This is a genomic window from Peribacillus sp. B65 (assembly GCF_058513295.1).
The window spans coordinates 4,651,817-4,668,818 of the sequence record NZ_CP195840.1; the positions used below are offsets into that span (position 1 = coordinate 4,651,817).

13 protein-coding genes and 1 riboswitch are annotated in these 17,002 nt (G+C 40.6%); of the genes, 2 read left to right on the forward strand and 11 right to left on the reverse strand.

Annotation, left to right across the window (positions count from 1 at the left end; all coding sequences use genetic code 11):
• Positions 1-281 precede the first annotated feature (281 nt).
• The 6 genes from ACSR9O_RS22735 to ku form a co-directional block, all read right to left on the reverse strand.
• Entirely contained in the window at positions 282-1,052 is a 771-nt protein-coding gene (locus tag ACSR9O_RS22735) for a dioxygenase family protein (RefSeq protein ID WP_230175704.1), read from the reverse strand.
• 75 nt (positions 1,053-1,127) lie between these two features.
• Positions 1,128-1,832 carry a polysaccharide deacetylase family protein gene (locus ACSR9O_RS22740; RefSeq protein ID WP_491725145.1) on the reverse strand — a complete coding sequence of 235 codons (705 nt, stop codon included), beginning with the start codon at positions 1,830-1,832 and terminating at the stop codon, positions 1,128-1,130.
• 165 nt (positions 1,833-1,997) lie between these two features.
• A complete protein-coding gene (gene metH, locus ACSR9O_RS22745) occupies positions 1,998-5,447 on the reverse strand; it encodes a methionine synthase (protein WP_491725146.1) in 3,450 nt (1,149 codons plus the stop codon).
• Positions 5,440-7,287, reverse strand: a complete 1,848-nt coding sequence (locus ACSR9O_RS22750; protein WP_101225212.1) for a bifunctional homocysteine S-methyltransferase/methylenetetrahydrofolate reductase — start codon at positions 7,285-7,287, stop codon at positions 5,440-5,442. Before ACSR9O_RS22750 ends, metH begins: the two co-directional genes overlap by 8 nt.
• A gap of 104 nt (positions 7,288-7,391) precedes the next feature.
• A riboswitch (SAM riboswitch) is annotated at positions 7,392-7,490 on the reverse strand.
• 111 nt (positions 7,491-7,601) lie between these two features.
• Entirely contained in the window at positions 7,602-8,252 is a 651-nt protein-coding gene (locus ACSR9O_RS22755) for an MOSC domain-containing protein (protein ID WP_452445237.1), read from the reverse strand.
• A gap of 505 nt (positions 8,253-8,757) precedes the next feature.
• Positions 8,758-9,600 carry a non-homologous end joining protein Ku gene (gene ku, locus ACSR9O_RS22760; RefSeq protein WP_491725147.1) on the reverse strand — a complete coding sequence of 281 codons (843 nt, stop codon included), beginning with the start codon at positions 9,598-9,600 and terminating at the stop codon, positions 8,758-8,760.
• A 150-nt stretch (positions 9,601-9,750) separates the two neighbouring features.
• Between ku and ligD the strand changes: the two genes are divergently transcribed.
• Positions 9,751-11,598 carry a DNA ligase D gene (gene ligD, locus ACSR9O_RS22765; protein ID WP_491725148.1) on the forward strand — a complete coding sequence of 616 codons (1,848 nt, stop codon included), beginning with the start codon at positions 9,751-9,753 and terminating at the stop codon, positions 11,596-11,598.
• Positions 11,599-12,015: 417 nt separating this feature from the next.
• On the opposite strand, the gene dapF is transcribed toward ligD, so the two are convergent.
• The 4 genes from dapF to ACSR9O_RS22785 form a co-directional block, all read right to left on the reverse strand.
• On the reverse strand, positions 12,016-13,002 hold the full coding sequence (gene dapF / locus ACSR9O_RS22770) for a diaminopimelate epimerase (protein ID WP_101225216.1): 987 nt from the start codon (positions 13,000-13,002) through the stop codon (positions 12,016-12,018).
• A gap of 182 nt (positions 13,003-13,184) precedes the next feature.
• On the reverse strand, positions 13,185-14,486 hold the full coding sequence (locus ACSR9O_RS22775; RefSeq protein WP_101225217.1) for an NCS2 family permease: 1,302 nt from the start codon (positions 14,484-14,486) through the stop codon (positions 13,185-13,187).
• Between the two features lie 157 nt (positions 14,487-14,643).
• On the reverse strand, positions 14,644-15,216 hold the full coding sequence (locus tag ACSR9O_RS22780) for a beta-class carbonic anhydrase (protein ID WP_491725149.1): 573 nt from the start codon (positions 15,214-15,216) through the stop codon (positions 14,644-14,646).
• Positions 15,217-15,305: 89 nt separating this feature from the next.
• Positions 15,306-16,100, reverse strand: coding sequence for a hypothetical protein (locus ACSR9O_RS22785; protein ID WP_101225219.1), 795 nt, complete (start codon positions 16,098-16,100; stop codon positions 15,306-15,308).
• A 290-nt stretch (positions 16,101-16,390) separates the two neighbouring features.
• Here ACSR9O_RS22785 and ACSR9O_RS22790 point away from each other — a divergent pair, with 290 nt between their 5' ends.
• Positions 16,391-16,519, forward strand: a complete 129-nt coding sequence (locus ACSR9O_RS22790) for a hypothetical protein (RefSeq protein WP_491725150.1) — start codon at positions 16,391-16,393, stop codon at positions 16,517-16,519.
• Positions 16,520-16,606: 87 nt separating this feature from the next.
• On the opposite strand, the gene ACSR9O_RS22795 is transcribed toward ACSR9O_RS22790, so the two are convergent.
• Entirely contained in the window at positions 16,607-16,927 is a 321-nt protein-coding gene (locus ACSR9O_RS22795; RefSeq protein WP_034311189.1) for a DUF4870 domain-containing protein, read from the reverse strand.
• Positions 16,928-17,002 lie beyond the last annotated feature (75 nt).

Sequence of the window (17,002 nt, forward strand, 5' to 3'; positions counted from 1 at the left end):
ATATAAGATATATACTAAATAACTTTGGTTATTGAATAATAAAATTTTAAAGGATAAAACGTTTTCAGATGTTATATTAACATGTTTTTGTCGAAATATCCAAAGGTTAAACCACTTTATGCAACCTTTTTTAAACTATATTTCTGTTTAATTCGTCAAAAATCGCTTTTAATTGTCTTTTTTGCTCATTTAAGTCTTTTTTTCGCTAAAAAAAGAATTTTGTATTTTTGTATAATGATTATTTTTCAGGTAAATTTAACTAATTTGAAAACCCTTTCACCTCAATCAAACTTCCAAGCTGTTAAACTCAGATTGCCATATTGAAAGCTCCTGTGCAGGAGAGTAGCTTTTTTGTTGTCATCTCCTGACCCCATTGCGATGACCAATGGAATGAAATGCTCTTTGGAAGGCACAGCCTCTGTACTGTAAGGGGCGATTTTTTCATAATTGAACAAAGATTGCAAATCCCATTTCATGATATTCTCTTCGACCCAGTTCTCAAACTCGATTGCCCATCCTTCTGCAACATGCATATCTTTCTGAATTTGGGTGAAATTATGGACAATTCCACCGCTTCCTATGATTAGGACATTACTTTCCTTTAATTCTCTCAATGCTTTCCCAATTTCATACTGCTTGTCCAATGGCAGCGCAGGACTGATGGACATGGATACGGTCGGGATGTCAGCTTCGGGATACATGATATGCAAAAGCCCCCATGCTCCATGATCCAGGGGGCGCCTTTCATCAAGTTCCCCCAATACACCTATCTTGGACAATAAGGTTAAAATTCGATCTGAAAGCTCAAGGCATCCCCTGGCAGGATAAGTTATTTGAAATATTTCTTCAGGATATCCTGCAAAATCATAAATGACTTCATGCTTCCCTACTGCAGAAATCATTTGATCTTCATTTTCCCAATGTGCTGACAAAATAACGATGGCAGCAGGTTTCTTCATAGCTTGCATATAATCCTTCAAAAAAGAAGTGTAGCTATTCTTTTCCAAAGCTAATAGCGGTGTTCCATGTGATAAAAACAATGATGGCATCATAGAAACGATAAATCCTTTCACAATGTAATCTCTATATCCTATACCTTAATTTACTATAGATAAACAATGTGTTCATCAATTAAAATGCATTTTTGGGGTTGTCTCATCAATAGTATCAAAGGTATACCCTTCTTTTTTTAGGAATTCAATTATATCAGGCAATGCTTTCACTGTATTTTTCATACTATTGATATCATGCAATAAGATATTAACATGCTTTTGATCTTTCGTCCCTTTTTGTACAGCAGTAATGATTTGTCGTTCACTTATTGACGGACTGAAGCCATCTGTCGAGTCAATGGACCAATCAAAGTATATATACCCTTTGTCCTTTAGTTGTTGAAGGATTCCATTGATGATGGGTTTAGTGGCAGCCTGATGCCGCAGACGATTATTCGAGCCGCCAGGAAGGCGCACAATTCGGCTTTTTAACCCATACTCCTTTTGCAGCATGGTTTCAAGTCTATTCAAGTCTTGAAAGAAACCCTCAGTCGATCGATAAATGATGGAATAATCATGTGTATATGAATGAAGGGCAATCGAATGACCGCGGGAAATCATTTCCTGATAGCATTCCTTTGCGTATGGCTCTTCGTTGCCTTTAACGAAAAATGTGGCTTTAACATGATAGCGGTCCAAAATATCCAATATCTTGATGGTATTCAAAGATGGACCGTCATCGAAAGTCAAATAGGCGATTTTCTGATTTTCCTTACTTTTTAGGAGCGGTGTCATCTCTTCAGGTACCATTGCATGTACTTGAACGTTTTGCACAGCCATAAGGAACAAAATAATAATGAAAGAACCCGCCATGGAAAGAAATAAATTAAGCTTATTCTTCATAGGTGTTGCATCCCCTTCCTTTTGACCATTAAGATGTGCCAATATAGGGGATTCATGCGCAATAAGGCAGCGGTAAAAAATACCGCTGCCTTATAATATGAATTATCGATCGACATTAAAGTAACGAGCTTCAGGATGTGCAAAAACAATGGCGGAAACGGAAGCCTCTGGTTCCATCATGCATCCTTCAGTCAATTCCACGCCAATATCTTGAGGTTGTAACAGGCGGAATAGCTTTTCCTGGTCTTCCAGATTAGGACAAGCAGGATAACCAAAAGAAAACCTTTGTCCGGTGTATTTAGCGGCAAATCGCTCTTTCATGGACATTTCAATCGGATCGCTTATGCCTAAATCATCACGCATTAATTGATGAATTCTTTCCGCAAACCCTTCTGCTGTTTCGAGAGCAAGTGATTGAAGGGCGTGATTTTTCAAGAAATCTCCTTCAAGCTTAAGTTTTTCTGCCCATTTTCTGATTCCTTTTCCGGCAGTGACCAGGAAGAAACCAACATAATCCATTTGCCCGGAGGAGACCGGTTTCGCGAAGTCCGCTAAACAAAGATGCGGACTCGTATCTTGCCTTGGGAAATCGAAAGTTTCCAAAACCTCTTGATGATTGTCCGGGTTGTATACCAATAGCCTATCTCCTTCGCTTTGAGCAGGGAAAAATTGATAAACTGCATGCAAGCCATAATCCGGTTCCGTCTTAAGGAATTCAATCAATTCATCAACGAGATCATTGAGCTGCACTGCTTTTTCATTCCCTTGCTTAAGCAGTTCGGAAACTTTACCTTTTAACCCCAAATGATGACCAATCAGCATTTGCCTATTTATATATGGCTGGATGACATCCAATGGATAGTTTTTCAGGACGTGACGTTTGATGTCACGCGGTATTTGAACAGGAGCATCGCTTAAAGGAGCAGCTGTGGACTGCTTACGGACAGGTTTTTCCAGCGTGGCGGCAATGGCGGCATTCGCTTTCGACCTTTCTCGTTTCTCGACTAACTCTTCCAAGTACACCACTTTTTTGTCAGAGTCATGTAAAATATTCGTTACAGCCAAACCATCCATCGCATCTTTGGAATATAAAACCGGTCCTTCATATTCAGGTGATATTTTAAAATCGGTGAATTTACGTGATAATGCTGCCCCACCCACTAATATTGGGGTATCTATTCCCGCTTGCCTTAAATCCTGAGCGGTTAAAACCATTTGCTGTGCAGATTTGACAAGTAACCCAGAAAGGCCAATGATGGTTGGCTCATGTTTTCGAACCTCTTCAATGATTTGTTGCGGGGCGACCTTGATCCCTAAATCAATGACTTCATAGCCATTATTCGATAGGATGATATCCACTAGGTTTTTCCCGATATCATGCACATCTCCCTTGACAGTCGCCAAAAGGATTTTCCCTTTCTTAGCGCTATCTTCAGAGTTTTCCATAAGTGGTTCAAGGTGAGATACTGCCGCTTTCATCGCTTCAGCACTCTGAAGCACCTCTGCGACAATAAGTTGGTTGTCATTAAACAACCGACCCACTTCACTCATGCCATCCATCAATGGTCCATTAATGATTTCCAATGGGGTATCACCGCGCTCAATCGCTTCATTTAAATCATCAATTAATCCTTCTTTCGTTCCTTCGATAATATAGTTACCTAGACGTTCGTCCAATGGCAGGATCACACCATTATCCTTCTTCTCAGCTTTTTTTCCACGATAAAATTCGGTAAAAATCGCTAAAGTTTCAGTTGAAGTCTCAAACAGGAGTGCCTCAGCCAGTTTCACTTCCTCTTCCGGAATCAGAGCGAAACGTTCAAGTTTTTCTGTATTCACGATGGCATAATCGAGTCCCGCTTTTGTACAATGGTAAAGGAAAACTGCATTTAATATTTCCCTTCCCCTCGCTGGCAGACCGAAAGAAACGTTAGAAATGCCAAGTATCGTTAGGCATTCTGGAAACTTTTCTTTAATCGCCCTTATTCCATTCACCGTCTCTAAAGCAGACCCTATATATTGTTCATCTCCTGTGCCTACAGGAAATACAAGCGGATCAAAGATGATGTCACTTTTGTTTAGACCGTACTTATTGACGAGCAGATCCACAGACCGTGTTGCCACTTCCAATTTCCGTTCAGCATCGACGGCCATCCCTATTTCATCAATGGTTCCTACGACAACGGCAGCACCATATTGATGGACTAAGGGTACTATTTTTTCAAAGCGCTCTTCACCATCTTCAAGGTTTATGGAATTAATGATCGATTTTCCTTGTGAATGTTTTAATGCTTGTTCAAGTACAACTTCATCCGTAGTATCGATGACCAATGGGACCTTCACTTTTTTGACGACCTCTTCTACAAATTCCTTCATATCGCCAAGCTCATCCCCATCAGGATCAGCAAGACAAATATCAATGACATGGGCGCCTTTTTTCACCTGGTTACGTGCAATTTCGGCTGCTGGCTCGTAATGCTTGCCGCGTATCAGCTCCTTGAACTTTCGGGAACCGATAACATTCGTCCTTTCACCTACGAATAAAGGACGCATTGAATCATCATAAATGAGCGGCTCTATGCCTGATACGGCATGACCATGGGCAGTTTCCGTAATAGTACGGGGCTTCATGCCTTCGAGGACCCTGGAAAGTTCTTTAATATGCTCTGGTGTCGTACCACAACATCCGCCAATGATATTGACCCATCCCTTTTCGGCAAATTGCTTCATTTTCTCTGCCAGGGAAGTAGGTGACTCATGATAGTGGCCCTCTTCATCAGGGAGCCCGGCATTCGGATAACAGCTGATGGCGCTGTTTGATATATCTGCAAGTGTCCTGATATGGTCTATCATGAATTCCGGCCCTGTTGCACAATTAAGGCCGACAGCTACGGGCTTCATATGTTCAACCGATAAATAAAAAGCTTCTATGGACTGGCCAGCAAGTGTCGTGCCCATCGGTTCGATTGTTCCTGATATGATGACAGGCACATCTTTTCCTGTTTTTGCGAATGCTGCTTTGATTCCAGAAAAGGCAGCCTTGACATTAAGCATATCCTGACAGGTTTCCACCAATAGCAAGTCTACACCGCCATCCAAGAGACCCAGTGCCTGTTCTTCATAAGAATCGGTTAAAATATCAAAAGTCGTTCCGCCCGTTACGGAAAGCGTTTTTGTAGTGGGGCCCATCGAGCCAGCTACATACCTTGGCCATTCCTCATTGGAATACTTTTCACAAGCTTTAACGGCAAGCTCAGCTGAAATTTTATTTAGCTTGTAGGCGATCGTGCTTATTTGGTATTCCTCAAGAACGATGCTGGTCGCTCCAAAGGTATTTGTTTCAATGATATCTGCGCCCGCCGCTAAATATTTTTCATGAATGGATTGGATGATTTCCGGCTGCGTCAGTGATAAATATTCATTGCAGCCCTCGAATTGTTCCCCGCCAAAATCATCTGCTGTCAAATCCTCCGCTTGAAGCATGGTTCCCATCGCCCCATCAAGTAGGAGAATCTTGGAATTTAACTGATCTTGAATCGCTTTTTTATTCATGTACTGCCACCTCTGATGTCTGTTTACTATCGACTTTTCTAATATATTTCGTAAGTTCCGCCGTCATTTCATAGCGAAGGAACGGAGTGATTAAATATATGCCCTTGAATTTTTCCCTTGCCGCGTCCACCAGTTCCCGCGCGATATTAACCCCTTCAATCCTTGACTTTACAGGGTCATCCCCCGCTAAAGCCATTGCCCTTCTTACGTTATCAGGCAATTTGATGCCTGGGATCTCATTATGGATGAATTCTGCGTTCCGGGTGCTTGTCAAAGGCATGATACCGATGAAAATCGGGGTTTCTAAATGTTTTGTAGCTTCATGTACTTCTTCGATTTGCTCCACCGAATAAATTGGCTGTGTCAAAAAGGATTGAGCACCACAGGAAATCTTCTTTTCCATTCTCAGTACTGCTTTATCCAAATATTTCACATTCGGATTAAACGCTGCCGCAATTTTAAAATTTGCCCGTTGCCCCAGACTTTGACCGGAATAGGAAAGACCTTCATTAAATTGTTTGACCATGCTTATAAGGTCGAAGGAAGATAAATCATAAACCGAAGTGGCACCCGGGAAGTCCCCTATTTTTGAAGGATCTCCGGTGATGATCAATAATTCATTCAGCCCCACCGTCTGCAGACCCATTAAATGTGATTGCAGGCCAATCAAATTTCGATCACGGCATGTTATATGCACCATCGGATTAATATTCAATTGGTTCTTCAGTAGGTTAGCCAGAGCATCATTCGATATCCTTGGTGAGGCAAGTGAATTATCCGCTAGTGTAATGGAATCGACCCCTGCTTTTTTCAAAACCTCTGCACCGGTCATGAAGCTCTCTATTCCCAGCTTTTTAGGTGGATCAAGTTCAACCAGGATCGTCCTTTCCGTCTTGGCCTTTTCGTACAGTGGAAGTTCCAATTCTCTTTCGTTCACTTCAATTATTTCTATTTCACGGGATTTCGTAACTTTCTCTTTTACGGGAGCAAAACTTCCGATCGCATTCTTTACAGCTTGAATATGCAGTGGCGTCGTTCCACAGCACCCGCCTATGATAGCGGCACCTTGCTCACGAAGTTCCAGGGCACTTGAACCGAAATATTCCGGCACGGCTTTATAGACGAGCCTTCCATCCACATAATCAGGGAGGCTGGCATTAGGGTATATGGCAATCGATGCTTGCTTTGGCAAACTCACTTCTTCCAAGGCCCGGATCATATGATGTGGACCAAGACGGCAATTCACCCCAACAACATCGGCACCCAATTGCTCGAGTTTTTGAAAGGCTTCATTTAAATGGATTCCATTTTGGAGATTACCCAGTTCATGCATCGAGACATTTGCGATGATCGGCAGTCCAGTTTCATTTTTTACGATTTGCAGAACGGTTTCCAGCTCTTCCAGGTCATAAAATGTTTCCAAGAGAATCCCATCAGGATTTTCCATCAACAGACTGTATAGCTGTTCACGAAACCCCCGTTTAATCTCTTCCAGGCTTAAATCCGATTTTCTGATACTCCGTTGTGCCCCTATGGTACCGAAGACATAAGCCTTTCCTTTTGCCGCTTTTTTAGCAAGAATGACTCCCTGGCGATTGATTCTGCTTACTTCATCTTCAAGTCCATACCGTTTCAATTTGTTGAAATTGGCTCCGTATGTATTCGATTGAAGGATATCTGCACCAGCTTCCAGATAGGCACGATGGATAGACTCTATTTGATCCGGATTCGTGCAGTTTAATTCCTCATAACATTGATCGATGCCATTTGAGTACAATAAGGTCCCCATTGCCCCTTCCCCAACCAGCATTCTTTCTTTCACTTCTTTACGAAAATTCATCATTACACCCTCTCTCAAAAACAGTCCTGTTTTTGTCGTATTTTATGAGTATGAGAGAAAAGGAAAAAAAACCTTCTCAAAGAAGAAGGTTTTTTGAAACATTCTCCTCATCTATCAAGCTCTGCTTGCTGGATTTAGCACCTTTGCCTAAGCTGGTTGCTGAGGTTTCTTCGGGCCAGTCCCTCCACCTCTCTCGATAAGATCCATTTATATAATTTTCACAAGATTTCAAAATTAGATTATATTTAATTTACATTAATAATCTGTCAATTTCAATACCTGATCGACATTTTTTTCACTTTTGCAAAAATGATTCAATCTTTTGCAGCCTGAACCCTCTTCAAGATTCTTTGTTTCCAGTCTTCCGCTAATGGGTCCAGAGTAAGTAAAGCCTTGGCGCCTTCCAGCCCATCTCGTTTATGAAGGATTACCTCTGCTGCATAATGAACTGAAATTTTTTCTTGCAAACGATCTATTAGCACGATCTCGTTTTGTTTATTTATCGTTCCTTCTTGAAGTACTCTTGCAAAATAACCAGTGAAACTCGTTTTCAGCACGAGTTCCAAAAACTTAGGTTCTTGATTGAAGTGGGAAATGGTCGAACAAGGTATCCTCCCCTGGTTAATTTGAACAATCACTTCGCCTATTTGATAAATATCGCCGATATACGTGGTTTCTTCCCTCATCCCCGCTACGGTTAAATTTTCACCGAATGCTGGGATATCCAGCTTTTTAGAGAATCTTTCATTCCATAATGAATAATGCTCAAAGGGGTAAAAGCACAAAGCCCGATCAGGACCTCCATGGAACTTTTCATTACCTACCCCATCACCAATTATGCCTGATTTAGTCACTGTCACATTATCCTGTGCTTGTTTATCCATGGCTGAAAAGATATCGACATTCGAAAAACTTTCATGTTTCGGCTTTCCGGCCTGAAGTGATTTGATTTTTCCATTTTCCATTTTGCATCTTCCATTCATATTTAATTTATATCATCCTATATGTATAAATTATACTAAAAATCCATTATATTCAGTAGTTTTTAAAAATATATGAAGTGAAAAAGCCACATGAGCCGTTAAATGGGCGAAATATCATTGATTTCCAGAAAAATTCATAGGTTAGTTTCAGTAATTTTGTTGCTATTTCAGAATTAAATATGGTAGAATATGAACACAATATATAGTCGAAAACTACAACCGTTCGCCTATATGTTGATTTTCACGATTGAATTCCTCATTGTCGCTCTTTAGGGAGCGAATTTTTTTGCCTTCATTATCATCCATCATTTTCTTTTAGTTCCATTCTAATCCTTAAATCGTGATTCACTTACCTATTTTCACTTTCATTCCCTATTCAAATACCTCCCTGTAAAGTCACTTTCATTCCCTTATAAGAGGCCTGATTCCTTGCTAAAACAAGCAGAAAAGCCGAGCGACACCATATGTCTTCCGCTCAGCTTCCTGTTTAAGCTTGTTTCTTTTTTTTTGGTGCCGCTTTCTTTCGGGTCGTCTTTTTCTTTTCCGGTTCATCATGTTTCGTACGGTCAATGGATGCCTGTAATGCCTCCATTAAATCGGTTACATTGTTGGAAACTGGTTCTTTTGTTTTGGCTGTAATCGTCGTCTGTCCCGTTTTCTTTGATTCAATCAATTCAAGTAACGCGGTTCGATAGTCATCGGTGTATTTTGTCGGATCGAAAGTGGTCGTTAATTGATCTATTAATAATACGGCAGTATCGATTTCTTTTTTTGCAATGGTATCATTGGCGGGGATATTCGGAACATCCGCTGTGGAACGGACTTCATCCGGATAATGAATCGTTTCCATCACCAAGGTATTATCAACGACTCGGATTACCGCCATTTGTTCTTTAGAGCGAATGATGATTTTTGCTAATCCTACCTTATTCGATTCCTTGAGGGCCTGCCTCAAAAGGGAATAAGCTTTTATCCCTCCATCATTAGGGGACATGTAGTAACTCCGATTGAAATAAATGGGATCTATTTCTTCAATTTTAACGAAATCCACAATTTCCACGGCTTTTTCTTCGTTTTGTTTTTTCAGTTGCTCTAGTTCATTGTCTTCCAATACAACAAATTTTCCCTTTGTATACTCAAAAGCGCGGACTATATCATCCTTACCCACTTCTTTCTGGCATATCGGACAAACTTTTTCGTATTTAATCGGTGAATGACATTCCTTATGCAACGTCCTTAAAGAAATATCCTTATCCTCCGTTGCAGCATGAAGTTTGATCGGAATGTTCACCAAACCGAATGATATGCTCCCCTTCCACATCGTATGCATATTCGTCACCTCATAACTTATTTTTAAAGAGAAGAACAATTTTATTATTCCCCTTTGTTCAAAAAAAACCTAAAAAACAATTGCCAACTCTAACACTTCGTTTTTTTGGCAAAATAATGTTAATCAATTTTTTGCGGAGGTGATACAAAAATGAAACCGATGCTGCCAACATATTACCCCGAAGCCCCCAGCTCCAAGGATTGGCGTTATGAAGTCAAATATGACGGCTTTAGGGCTATTTTAACGATAGACTCCGATACCATAAGCATTTCAAGTCGGAACGAGAAGGAATTATCACCACAATTCCCAGAAATCATTGCTTACATCAAAGAACTGGACCTGGAAGAATATCTCCCGCTTCAGTTGGATGGAGAATTGGTCTGGCTTACCAATGAAGCGAAAGCGGACTTTTTTCAAATACAGTGGCGAGGACGCCTTGGTAAACAATCCCTAATATCCGAAAAATCCCGCTTTTCCCCATGCCGGTTTATAGCGTTTGACCTGCTTCGCATCAACGGAAAAGACTTAGCAGCTAAACCTATGGAAGAACGTAGGGAATTGATGTTGAATATGGGGGCAAAACTTGGCTTTCCTATTCCGCCTGATCCCAACGATAAGGCTTTGATACAATTAATAGAAAGTTTTGACGTTTTGGAAAGTGCCTTGAATAAGGTCACCCTATTAGATGGCGAAGGGGTTGTCGCCAAGGAAATTAGGGGTACTTGGCAAGAAGGAAAACGCACTACATCTTGGATTAAGGTGAAAAACTGGAAAACCGTTTCTTGTTTCATTACAGCATTGCACAAAGAAAATGGTTATGTTTCCCTCGCAGTTTTCAAGGAAGGTGCCGTAACGAAAATCGGAAGTGTTAAAAATGGACTGAGTGCTCAAGATAAAAGTATATTGCATCAACTGATAAAGCAAAATGCATCAAACGAAGACGCACAATTTTTTTATATCCATCCGTCCATTTGCATAGAAGTTCAATTCTTACACGTATACGAGGAAAATGAATTGCGTGAACCCCAGTTTTCGCAATGGCTTTTACAAACGACTCCCGATGAATGTACCTGGGAGAAATTTGTGCTAGGTCAATACACATTTCCAGATACGGTACAAATAACTTCCAGGGATAAACCGCTTTGGATAACTGAAGGTAAACAGGTGGTAAAAGTTGAATACCTTCATTATTTACGAGAGGTTTCAGCTTTCTTCTTACCCTACTTGAAGGATAAACTGCTTACGACGATCCGCTATCCTCATGGCACTTTGGATAAAGAAAGATTTTTCCAGAAAAACAAACCTGATTATGCGCCGGCTTTTATTAAAACGTTCATGGATGAGGATATCGAATACATGCTGTGTAACGATATTGAAACGCTTCTTTGGTTTGGTAATCAGCTTGCATTGGAATTCCATGCCCCATTTCAGAAAGCGGGTAAAACAAGACCTGACGAAATCGTCTTGGACTTGGATCCCCCATCAATCGAATTTTTCTCCTTTGCAATAAAGGCCGCACAGGAAATTAAAAAAGTGATGGAATCATTAAGGATTAAAGCTTTTGTAAAAACTTCAGGTAATAAAGGACTGCAAATTCACATCCCACTGCCTGAAGACACATTTACTTATCAGGAGACACGCATATTCACCGACTTTCTCGGTGACTACTTAACAAGTTCCAATCCAAATGATTTTACAACCGAAAGAATGAAAATAAATCGGCACAATCGACTTTACTTGGACTTTGTGCAGCATAGTGAAGGAAAAACCATCATCCAGCCTTATTCCCCACGGGGAAATTCTTTCGCAGGTGTGGCTACTCCTTTGTTTTGGGAAGAAGTGGACGAAAATCTCCAGTTAAAGGACTATACGATTGAAACCATCCCAAACAGAATAAAAAGGGATGGATGTGCTTTTGTGGATTACAGACTTGTCGATAATGGACCAGCCTTTTTGGAAGTTTTGTCGTTCCTAAAACAAAAAAAAACCAACAACTGAAGTAAACCCAAAGAGTCAGAAGTCGCTTTATTTATTAGGCAACCTTGAGGGAATGTAAAATGTAGCGTTGGAACGTAGGGCACTCGCTTTTCTTCGGGTTTGTCAACCTAATGGGATTCGAAATGGTCTCATCCCGAAACCCTTTCTCAATTTAATATAGAGAATACAAGACTGGCTTTCACTACATGATTTTTTACTGTTTTATATGAGATGAAAACTCACTGGATTGAAGAAATTTGCGACACTCCTGCCGAATAACTGGCTAGCCGAGACCCCACAGGCGCTTGAGCCTAGGAGGCTTGGCAGACACTCGGCGGAAAGGGAACCGATTTCTGAAATCAACTGCAACTTTTTCAAATAAGAAAACTGCAGGCAAACTCGCTTTTCTCCGAGTTTGCCTGCAGTTTGAAGATTTCTTTATAATTTTGTTTTCAAATAACTTTGCACTTCATCCTGAAGCTTGGCATATAAGCTTGTTTCCAATTCAAAATCCTCTTTTTCAAGCATTTCAAATTTTTCAGGCTGATCTAAATCTATTTCAATCGATACCTTGAATTCATAAGTTGCGTTCCCGATTAAATCAATTGAATACTTTTGGCTTTCTTCATCATGATGGACGACACATTTCACTTTTCCGCCGTTATTGTAGACAGATATTTCACTTTCCAACGCGTTTAAACCAACAGAGCATGTTACAAGGCTTGAAGCCGACATCGCCGTTCCACATGCATTCGTGAAGCCTACTCCCCGTTCGAATGTCCGCACATAAATGCTCCCTGGTTCCAGCTCTTTCACAAAGCTGACATTGACACCATCAGGGAAAAGTTCATTTGGTTGATTGACCTTTGTTGAAAGTTCTTCCTGCAAATCACTTTGTAAAACATCACTATCGACGAGTGTGATCAAATGTGGATTAGGAACCGCCAATGCCGAAAATAGCAGGGTATCATGAAGTTCCGGCAATGGTTCGTTTTGCAGCTGTTCTTTAGCCAATACAAGAGGTAGATCCTTCACATTGAAACTTACTGGTGAAATTTCCACCTTGAAAGTCGGAATGCCCTCATAAATATCTTCCGTTTTTTCCACGAGTAGATCTGCCTTCATGGTTTCAACGATCATTTTATCTAGCCCTAGAACGTCGTTCGCGTAACGTGCAACACAGCGAAGTCCATTGCCGCACATCGAGGCTTCAGATCCATCCGCATTAAAGACACGCATCCGGCAATCGGCATGTTCACTTTTCATTACGAACAAAATACCATCCGCTCCAAGCTTCTCCCTATTGCATAGGGCCTTCGCGAAATTTTTCCGCTCTTCTTCAGTAAACGTCAGGGTTGTAGTCAATTCATCAATGATTAAGAAATCATTTCCTGAACCATGGCTTTTTAAACCTTCAATAATCATCCTGTCACATCCTCTAATATGCTGCTTTTCATTTATCATTTTTTAATATTCTATATCATAGCATTTTCAAGATGGATGTGTCATCGCGTAAATCACATTAAATCCATTTTTTCCAACGAAAAAACAAATAAGAAGAGCGGTTGGAATAAGAATTAACTCATTCCAACCGCTCTTTTGAATAATTAACCGATCATACCGATGATGAAATAGACGATAAACATTCCGGCACTCACATACATCGGGGCTGACACTTCTTTTGCTTTTCCGGTTACAAGCTTCAAGAAAGGGTACAGGATGAAACCGAATGCCATTCCATCGGCAATACTGTATGTGAAAGGAATGATCGTGATGATCATGATTGCAGGTATGCTCTCGGTTAAATCACTGAAATTCAGCTTTTTTATGTTTCCGAGCATCAAAATGCCAATGATAATCAAGATGGGGGCAATGGCGCTGTCAGGGATTACTTTAATCACTGGTATAAATAACAGTGATAGAATGAATAGCACGCCTGTCACCACTGAAGTAAAACCAGTCCTGCCTCCTGATGCGATTCCAGCTGCCGTTTCTACTGTTGCAACGGTAGGACTCGAACCGAATAAACCTGATAATAGAACGGACACACTTGTCGCCTGCAGCGACTTTTTATAGGCATCCTGGCGGTTGATACTGTCTACATGCCCGTGTACAAGACCAATATTTTCAAAAACAAGAACCATCGTCATCGCAAATACACTTATCCAGAATTCAATCCGGTTTGCTTCCAGGAACGATAATGAAAAGAAAAGATCGCCGTAGGAAGCTGTGTCTATGCCTGAAAAATGGATATCCGATAGTTGAACCGTCCCGAACCAATAGGCAATGAGGCTGCCTGCCAGGATGGTAATCATGAAATTACCGGGGACATTCTTGATGAACAGCGTGATTGCCAATAAAAAGGTCAACACCGTTGCACACACCGCTGGATCGCTTAAATCTCCGAGTGCGACGATTGATGATGAACCTCCTGTGATTATCCCGCCCTTTTCAAGACCGATTAGCATCAAGAATAAGCCAAGACCGACAGATATGGCTTCTTTTATCGAACTTGGAATCGAATCACTGATTAACTTAGAGTATTTTGTAAAAGCGATGATTACAAAAATTACCCCGGAGATAAACACAGCACCAAGAGCCGATTGCCAAGATAGACCCATTCCTTGAACCATGGTATAAGCAAATAGGGCATTTACGCCCATTCCTGGAACGAGAAGGATTGGGACATTCGCCCAAAGTCCAATCATGACACAGCTTAAAGCAGATAAAAGAATCGTGGCAATCACTGCACCATTAATCGGTATGCCCGCTTCCGATAAAATCAGGGAATTCACGATGAGAATATAGACTATCGTAAAATAGCCGACCACTCCAGCAAGGATTTCACGTTTTCCATTCGTTCCATAGTCGGAAAAATGAAAAAACGTTTCCAAGTTTAATTTCTTCATGTTGTATCCTTATTAAATTTATCCCTCGCCCACCCGTTTGTATTAGTGACAAACTACACTTGGCGATTTTAACAAAAAAAAGGATAAAAATAAATAGCAATGATAAAAATTTGAAAAAAAACTGCCGGGAATGATCCCGACAGCCTCGATGAATATATTATTTTTGTTCTTGCGAATATCCATCTACTACCAATTCCAGCTTCCCTGTATCAGGCGAAATGATTAGACCATGCACAGGAATATTTTTAGGGATCAAAGGATGTCCTTTAATCACTTCGACGCTGTTCTTACAACTTTCATAAACATCATCAAATCCGCGAAGCCAATTGCGGATATCGATTCCTGCAGCTCCCAGTGTATCGATGGTGCTCTTTGGTATATCACGTTGGATCATCTTGTCCATTACAGAATCGGCATCGACTGATGCCATTCCGCAGTCATGGTGAGGTATGACCAATACTTCATCTGCCTTTAGCTCATAAATAGCAACAAGGATACTCCGCATCACACTTCCGAATGGGTGGGAGACAATTGCCCCGGCAGTCTTCAGGATTTTGACATCGCCATTTTTGACATTCAAGGATTTTGGCAATAGTTCAACGAGCCGAGTGTCCATACAGCTTATGATGACCATACGTTTCTCAGGAAACTTGTCCGTTCTATACTTAACATATTCACCTTTTTCTACAAACTGTTCATTATAATCAAGAATCTCATTAAGTAAACTCATAATTTACCACCTTTTTATTATGTATTTAATCTATGTATCTCCTATTATTATATCAAATATTTAAAAGATTTGCTAAAGGGTAACAATAGTCAATTTGAACGATGATTCAGAGTGGCTGCACAGAACCCAAAGACGATGATTTTAGGAATTTCAGCAACATTTGATGAAAAAGAAAGTATGGGTGTATTAGTCTTGAATCGTTTCCCCCACTCCAAAGGCATCCAGCCTTCTTGATATGAAACGATCTTTTCCCCGTCTTTTGTGACAATCTCGAATGAATTAACGCTCCCCGGCGTTTCAATGGGCATCCATTCCGTACCGTCTGCCTTATAGATCATTCCATTGATTTTCACGAATGACCTATTTTCTTGATACGATCCTATAATGCCGCCCTGGTCATCCATGATCGTCATTTTATTGAAAAGCCCCCTTTTGATATGGTACTTAGCCAGCAAACGCCCTTCATGGTCCACAAGTTCATAACGCTTGGTCATAAGCATCGACAAGAAATTGGGTATCATCCACATGAACCACTTCATATTCAAATCCCGTATTTCGCCCATTAGTGACCCATCAGGCGCAAATAGGAGCAGGCGCAATGTCGGTGCTGGCATAAAAGTCAATAAAACATGTTCATTTTTTAATAACCCGGTATTCGTCCCGACGAGTTCATCAGGTAATTCCTTCATTCTATTTTCATATATCCGATGACTGATAAATTGGGCAATGCTAAAGAAAATAAAAGGAGACGTGATCAATAATATATTGCCCGGTATCATCGCAAAAATATGGCAAATGAAAAATACAAATGCCAAAAGAAGAGATATCCAAGATGCATGAAAATTTGAATTGCTCGTTTTCTGATAAAATTCACGTATATTCATATCCCGCTCTGCTCCTCACTCCTTACAAGAAAGATTGCCGCCTTAAGGGCGGCCATTGATTAGCAGTACCACAATCCGCCCGACATCCACTTCCTAAAAGTGCATGGAAGTAGTTTTCATAATACTTTATTCGCTTTAATGTGATCTATTCCCTTTTTAATGAAGGGCATTTCCCAACACGGTTCAAATAAAAAAGGACTCCGAATTGAACGGAATCCTATTGTAGACAAAATGGCTTCTACCCAATTTTAAAAACAAGACTAATGTCTTTTTAATGATTCCTTATTGGATTGAAGAAATTTGCGACACTCATGCCGAATTACTGGCTAGCCGAGACACCGCAGCCGCTAGGCGAGGAGGCTTGGCAGGCAGTCGGCGGAAAGGGAGCGGATTTCTTCATTCCACTGGAATGTTTTTAAATAAAAAACTGCAGGCAAACTCGCTTTTCCTCGAGTTTGCCTGCAGTCTGAAAGCACTCCGAATGAACGGAATCCTTTTACATCATTCTATAATATCCTGAAGATCAACGGGAACCTGTAATCCGTTCCTTCATAAGCCCTAACAGCAGCAATGATGGTGAATACGACTAAAGCTATCCCGATTACCGGCAATAGCAAGAATCCAACCAATACTATAGTGAGTATCCCTGCGACTATTGAATAAACGGTGTAGGAAATGAAAAAATTCAAGTATTCCCTTCCGTGATAATCCACAAATTGTGACGAGTCCTTCTTCAATAACCAAATCACCAAAGGACCGATAAATGCTGTAAAAAAGCTGATCACATAAATAAGGGCAGCAAACACTCTTTCATCTTTAGTAGGCATAGTGTCTTCTCCTCCTTTCTCATATGAATAATTACGAATCAAATGAAAAATAGTTTCATTTTCCTTTCATTTTAT

What these genes read in the sequence shown, in the direction of transcription:
- ACSR9O_RS22785 (WP_101225219.1), bottom strand. Translation starts at nt 16,100, where the DNA reads ATGAATATACGTGAATTTTATCAGAAAACGAGCAATTCAAATTTTCAT.
- ACSR9O_RS22750 (WP_101225212.1), bottom strand. Translation starts at nt 7,287, where the DNA reads ATGAATTTTCGTAAAGAAGTGAAAGAAAGAATGCTGGTTGGGGAAGGG.
- dapF (WP_101225216.1), bottom strand. Translation starts at nt 13,002, where the DNA reads ATGATTATTGAAGGTTTAAAAAGCCATGGTTCAGGAAATGATTTCTTA.
- metH (WP_491725146.1), bottom strand. Translation starts at nt 5,447, where the DNA reads ATGAATAAAAAAGCGATTCAAGATCAGTTAAATTCCAAGATTCTCCTA.
- ACSR9O_RS22740 (WP_491725145.1), bottom strand. Translation starts at nt 1,832, where the DNA reads ATGGCTGTGCAAAACGTTCAAGTACATGCAATGGTACCTGAAGAGATG.
- ACSR9O_RS22780 (WP_491725149.1), bottom strand. Translation starts at nt 15,216, where the DNA reads ATGAGTTTACTTAATGAGATTCTTGATTATAATGAACAGTTTGTAGAA.
- ACSR9O_RS22735 (WP_230175704.1), bottom strand. Translation starts at nt 1,052, where the DNA reads ATGATGCCATCATTGTTTTTATCACATGGAACACCGCTATTAGCTTTG.
- ACSR9O_RS22775 (WP_101225217.1), bottom strand. Translation starts at nt 14,486, where the DNA reads ATGAAGAAATTAAACTTGGAAACGTTTTTTCATTTTTCCGACTATGGA.
- ku (WP_491725147.1), bottom strand. Translation starts at nt 9,600, where the DNA reads ATGCATACGATGTGGAAGGGGAGCATATCATTCGGTTTGGTGAACATT.
- ligD (WP_491725148.1), top strand. Translation starts at nt 9,751, where the DNA reads ATGAAACCGATGCTGCCAACATATTACCCCGAAGCCCCCAGCTCCAAG.
- ACSR9O_RS22795 (WP_034311189.1), bottom strand. Translation starts at nt 16,927, where the DNA reads ATGCCTACTAAAGATGAAAGAGTGTTTGCTGCCCTTATTTATGTGATC.
- ACSR9O_RS22755 (WP_452445237.1), bottom strand. Translation starts at nt 8,252, where the DNA reads ATGGAAAATGGAAAAATCAAATCACTTCAGGCCGGAAAGCCGAAACAT.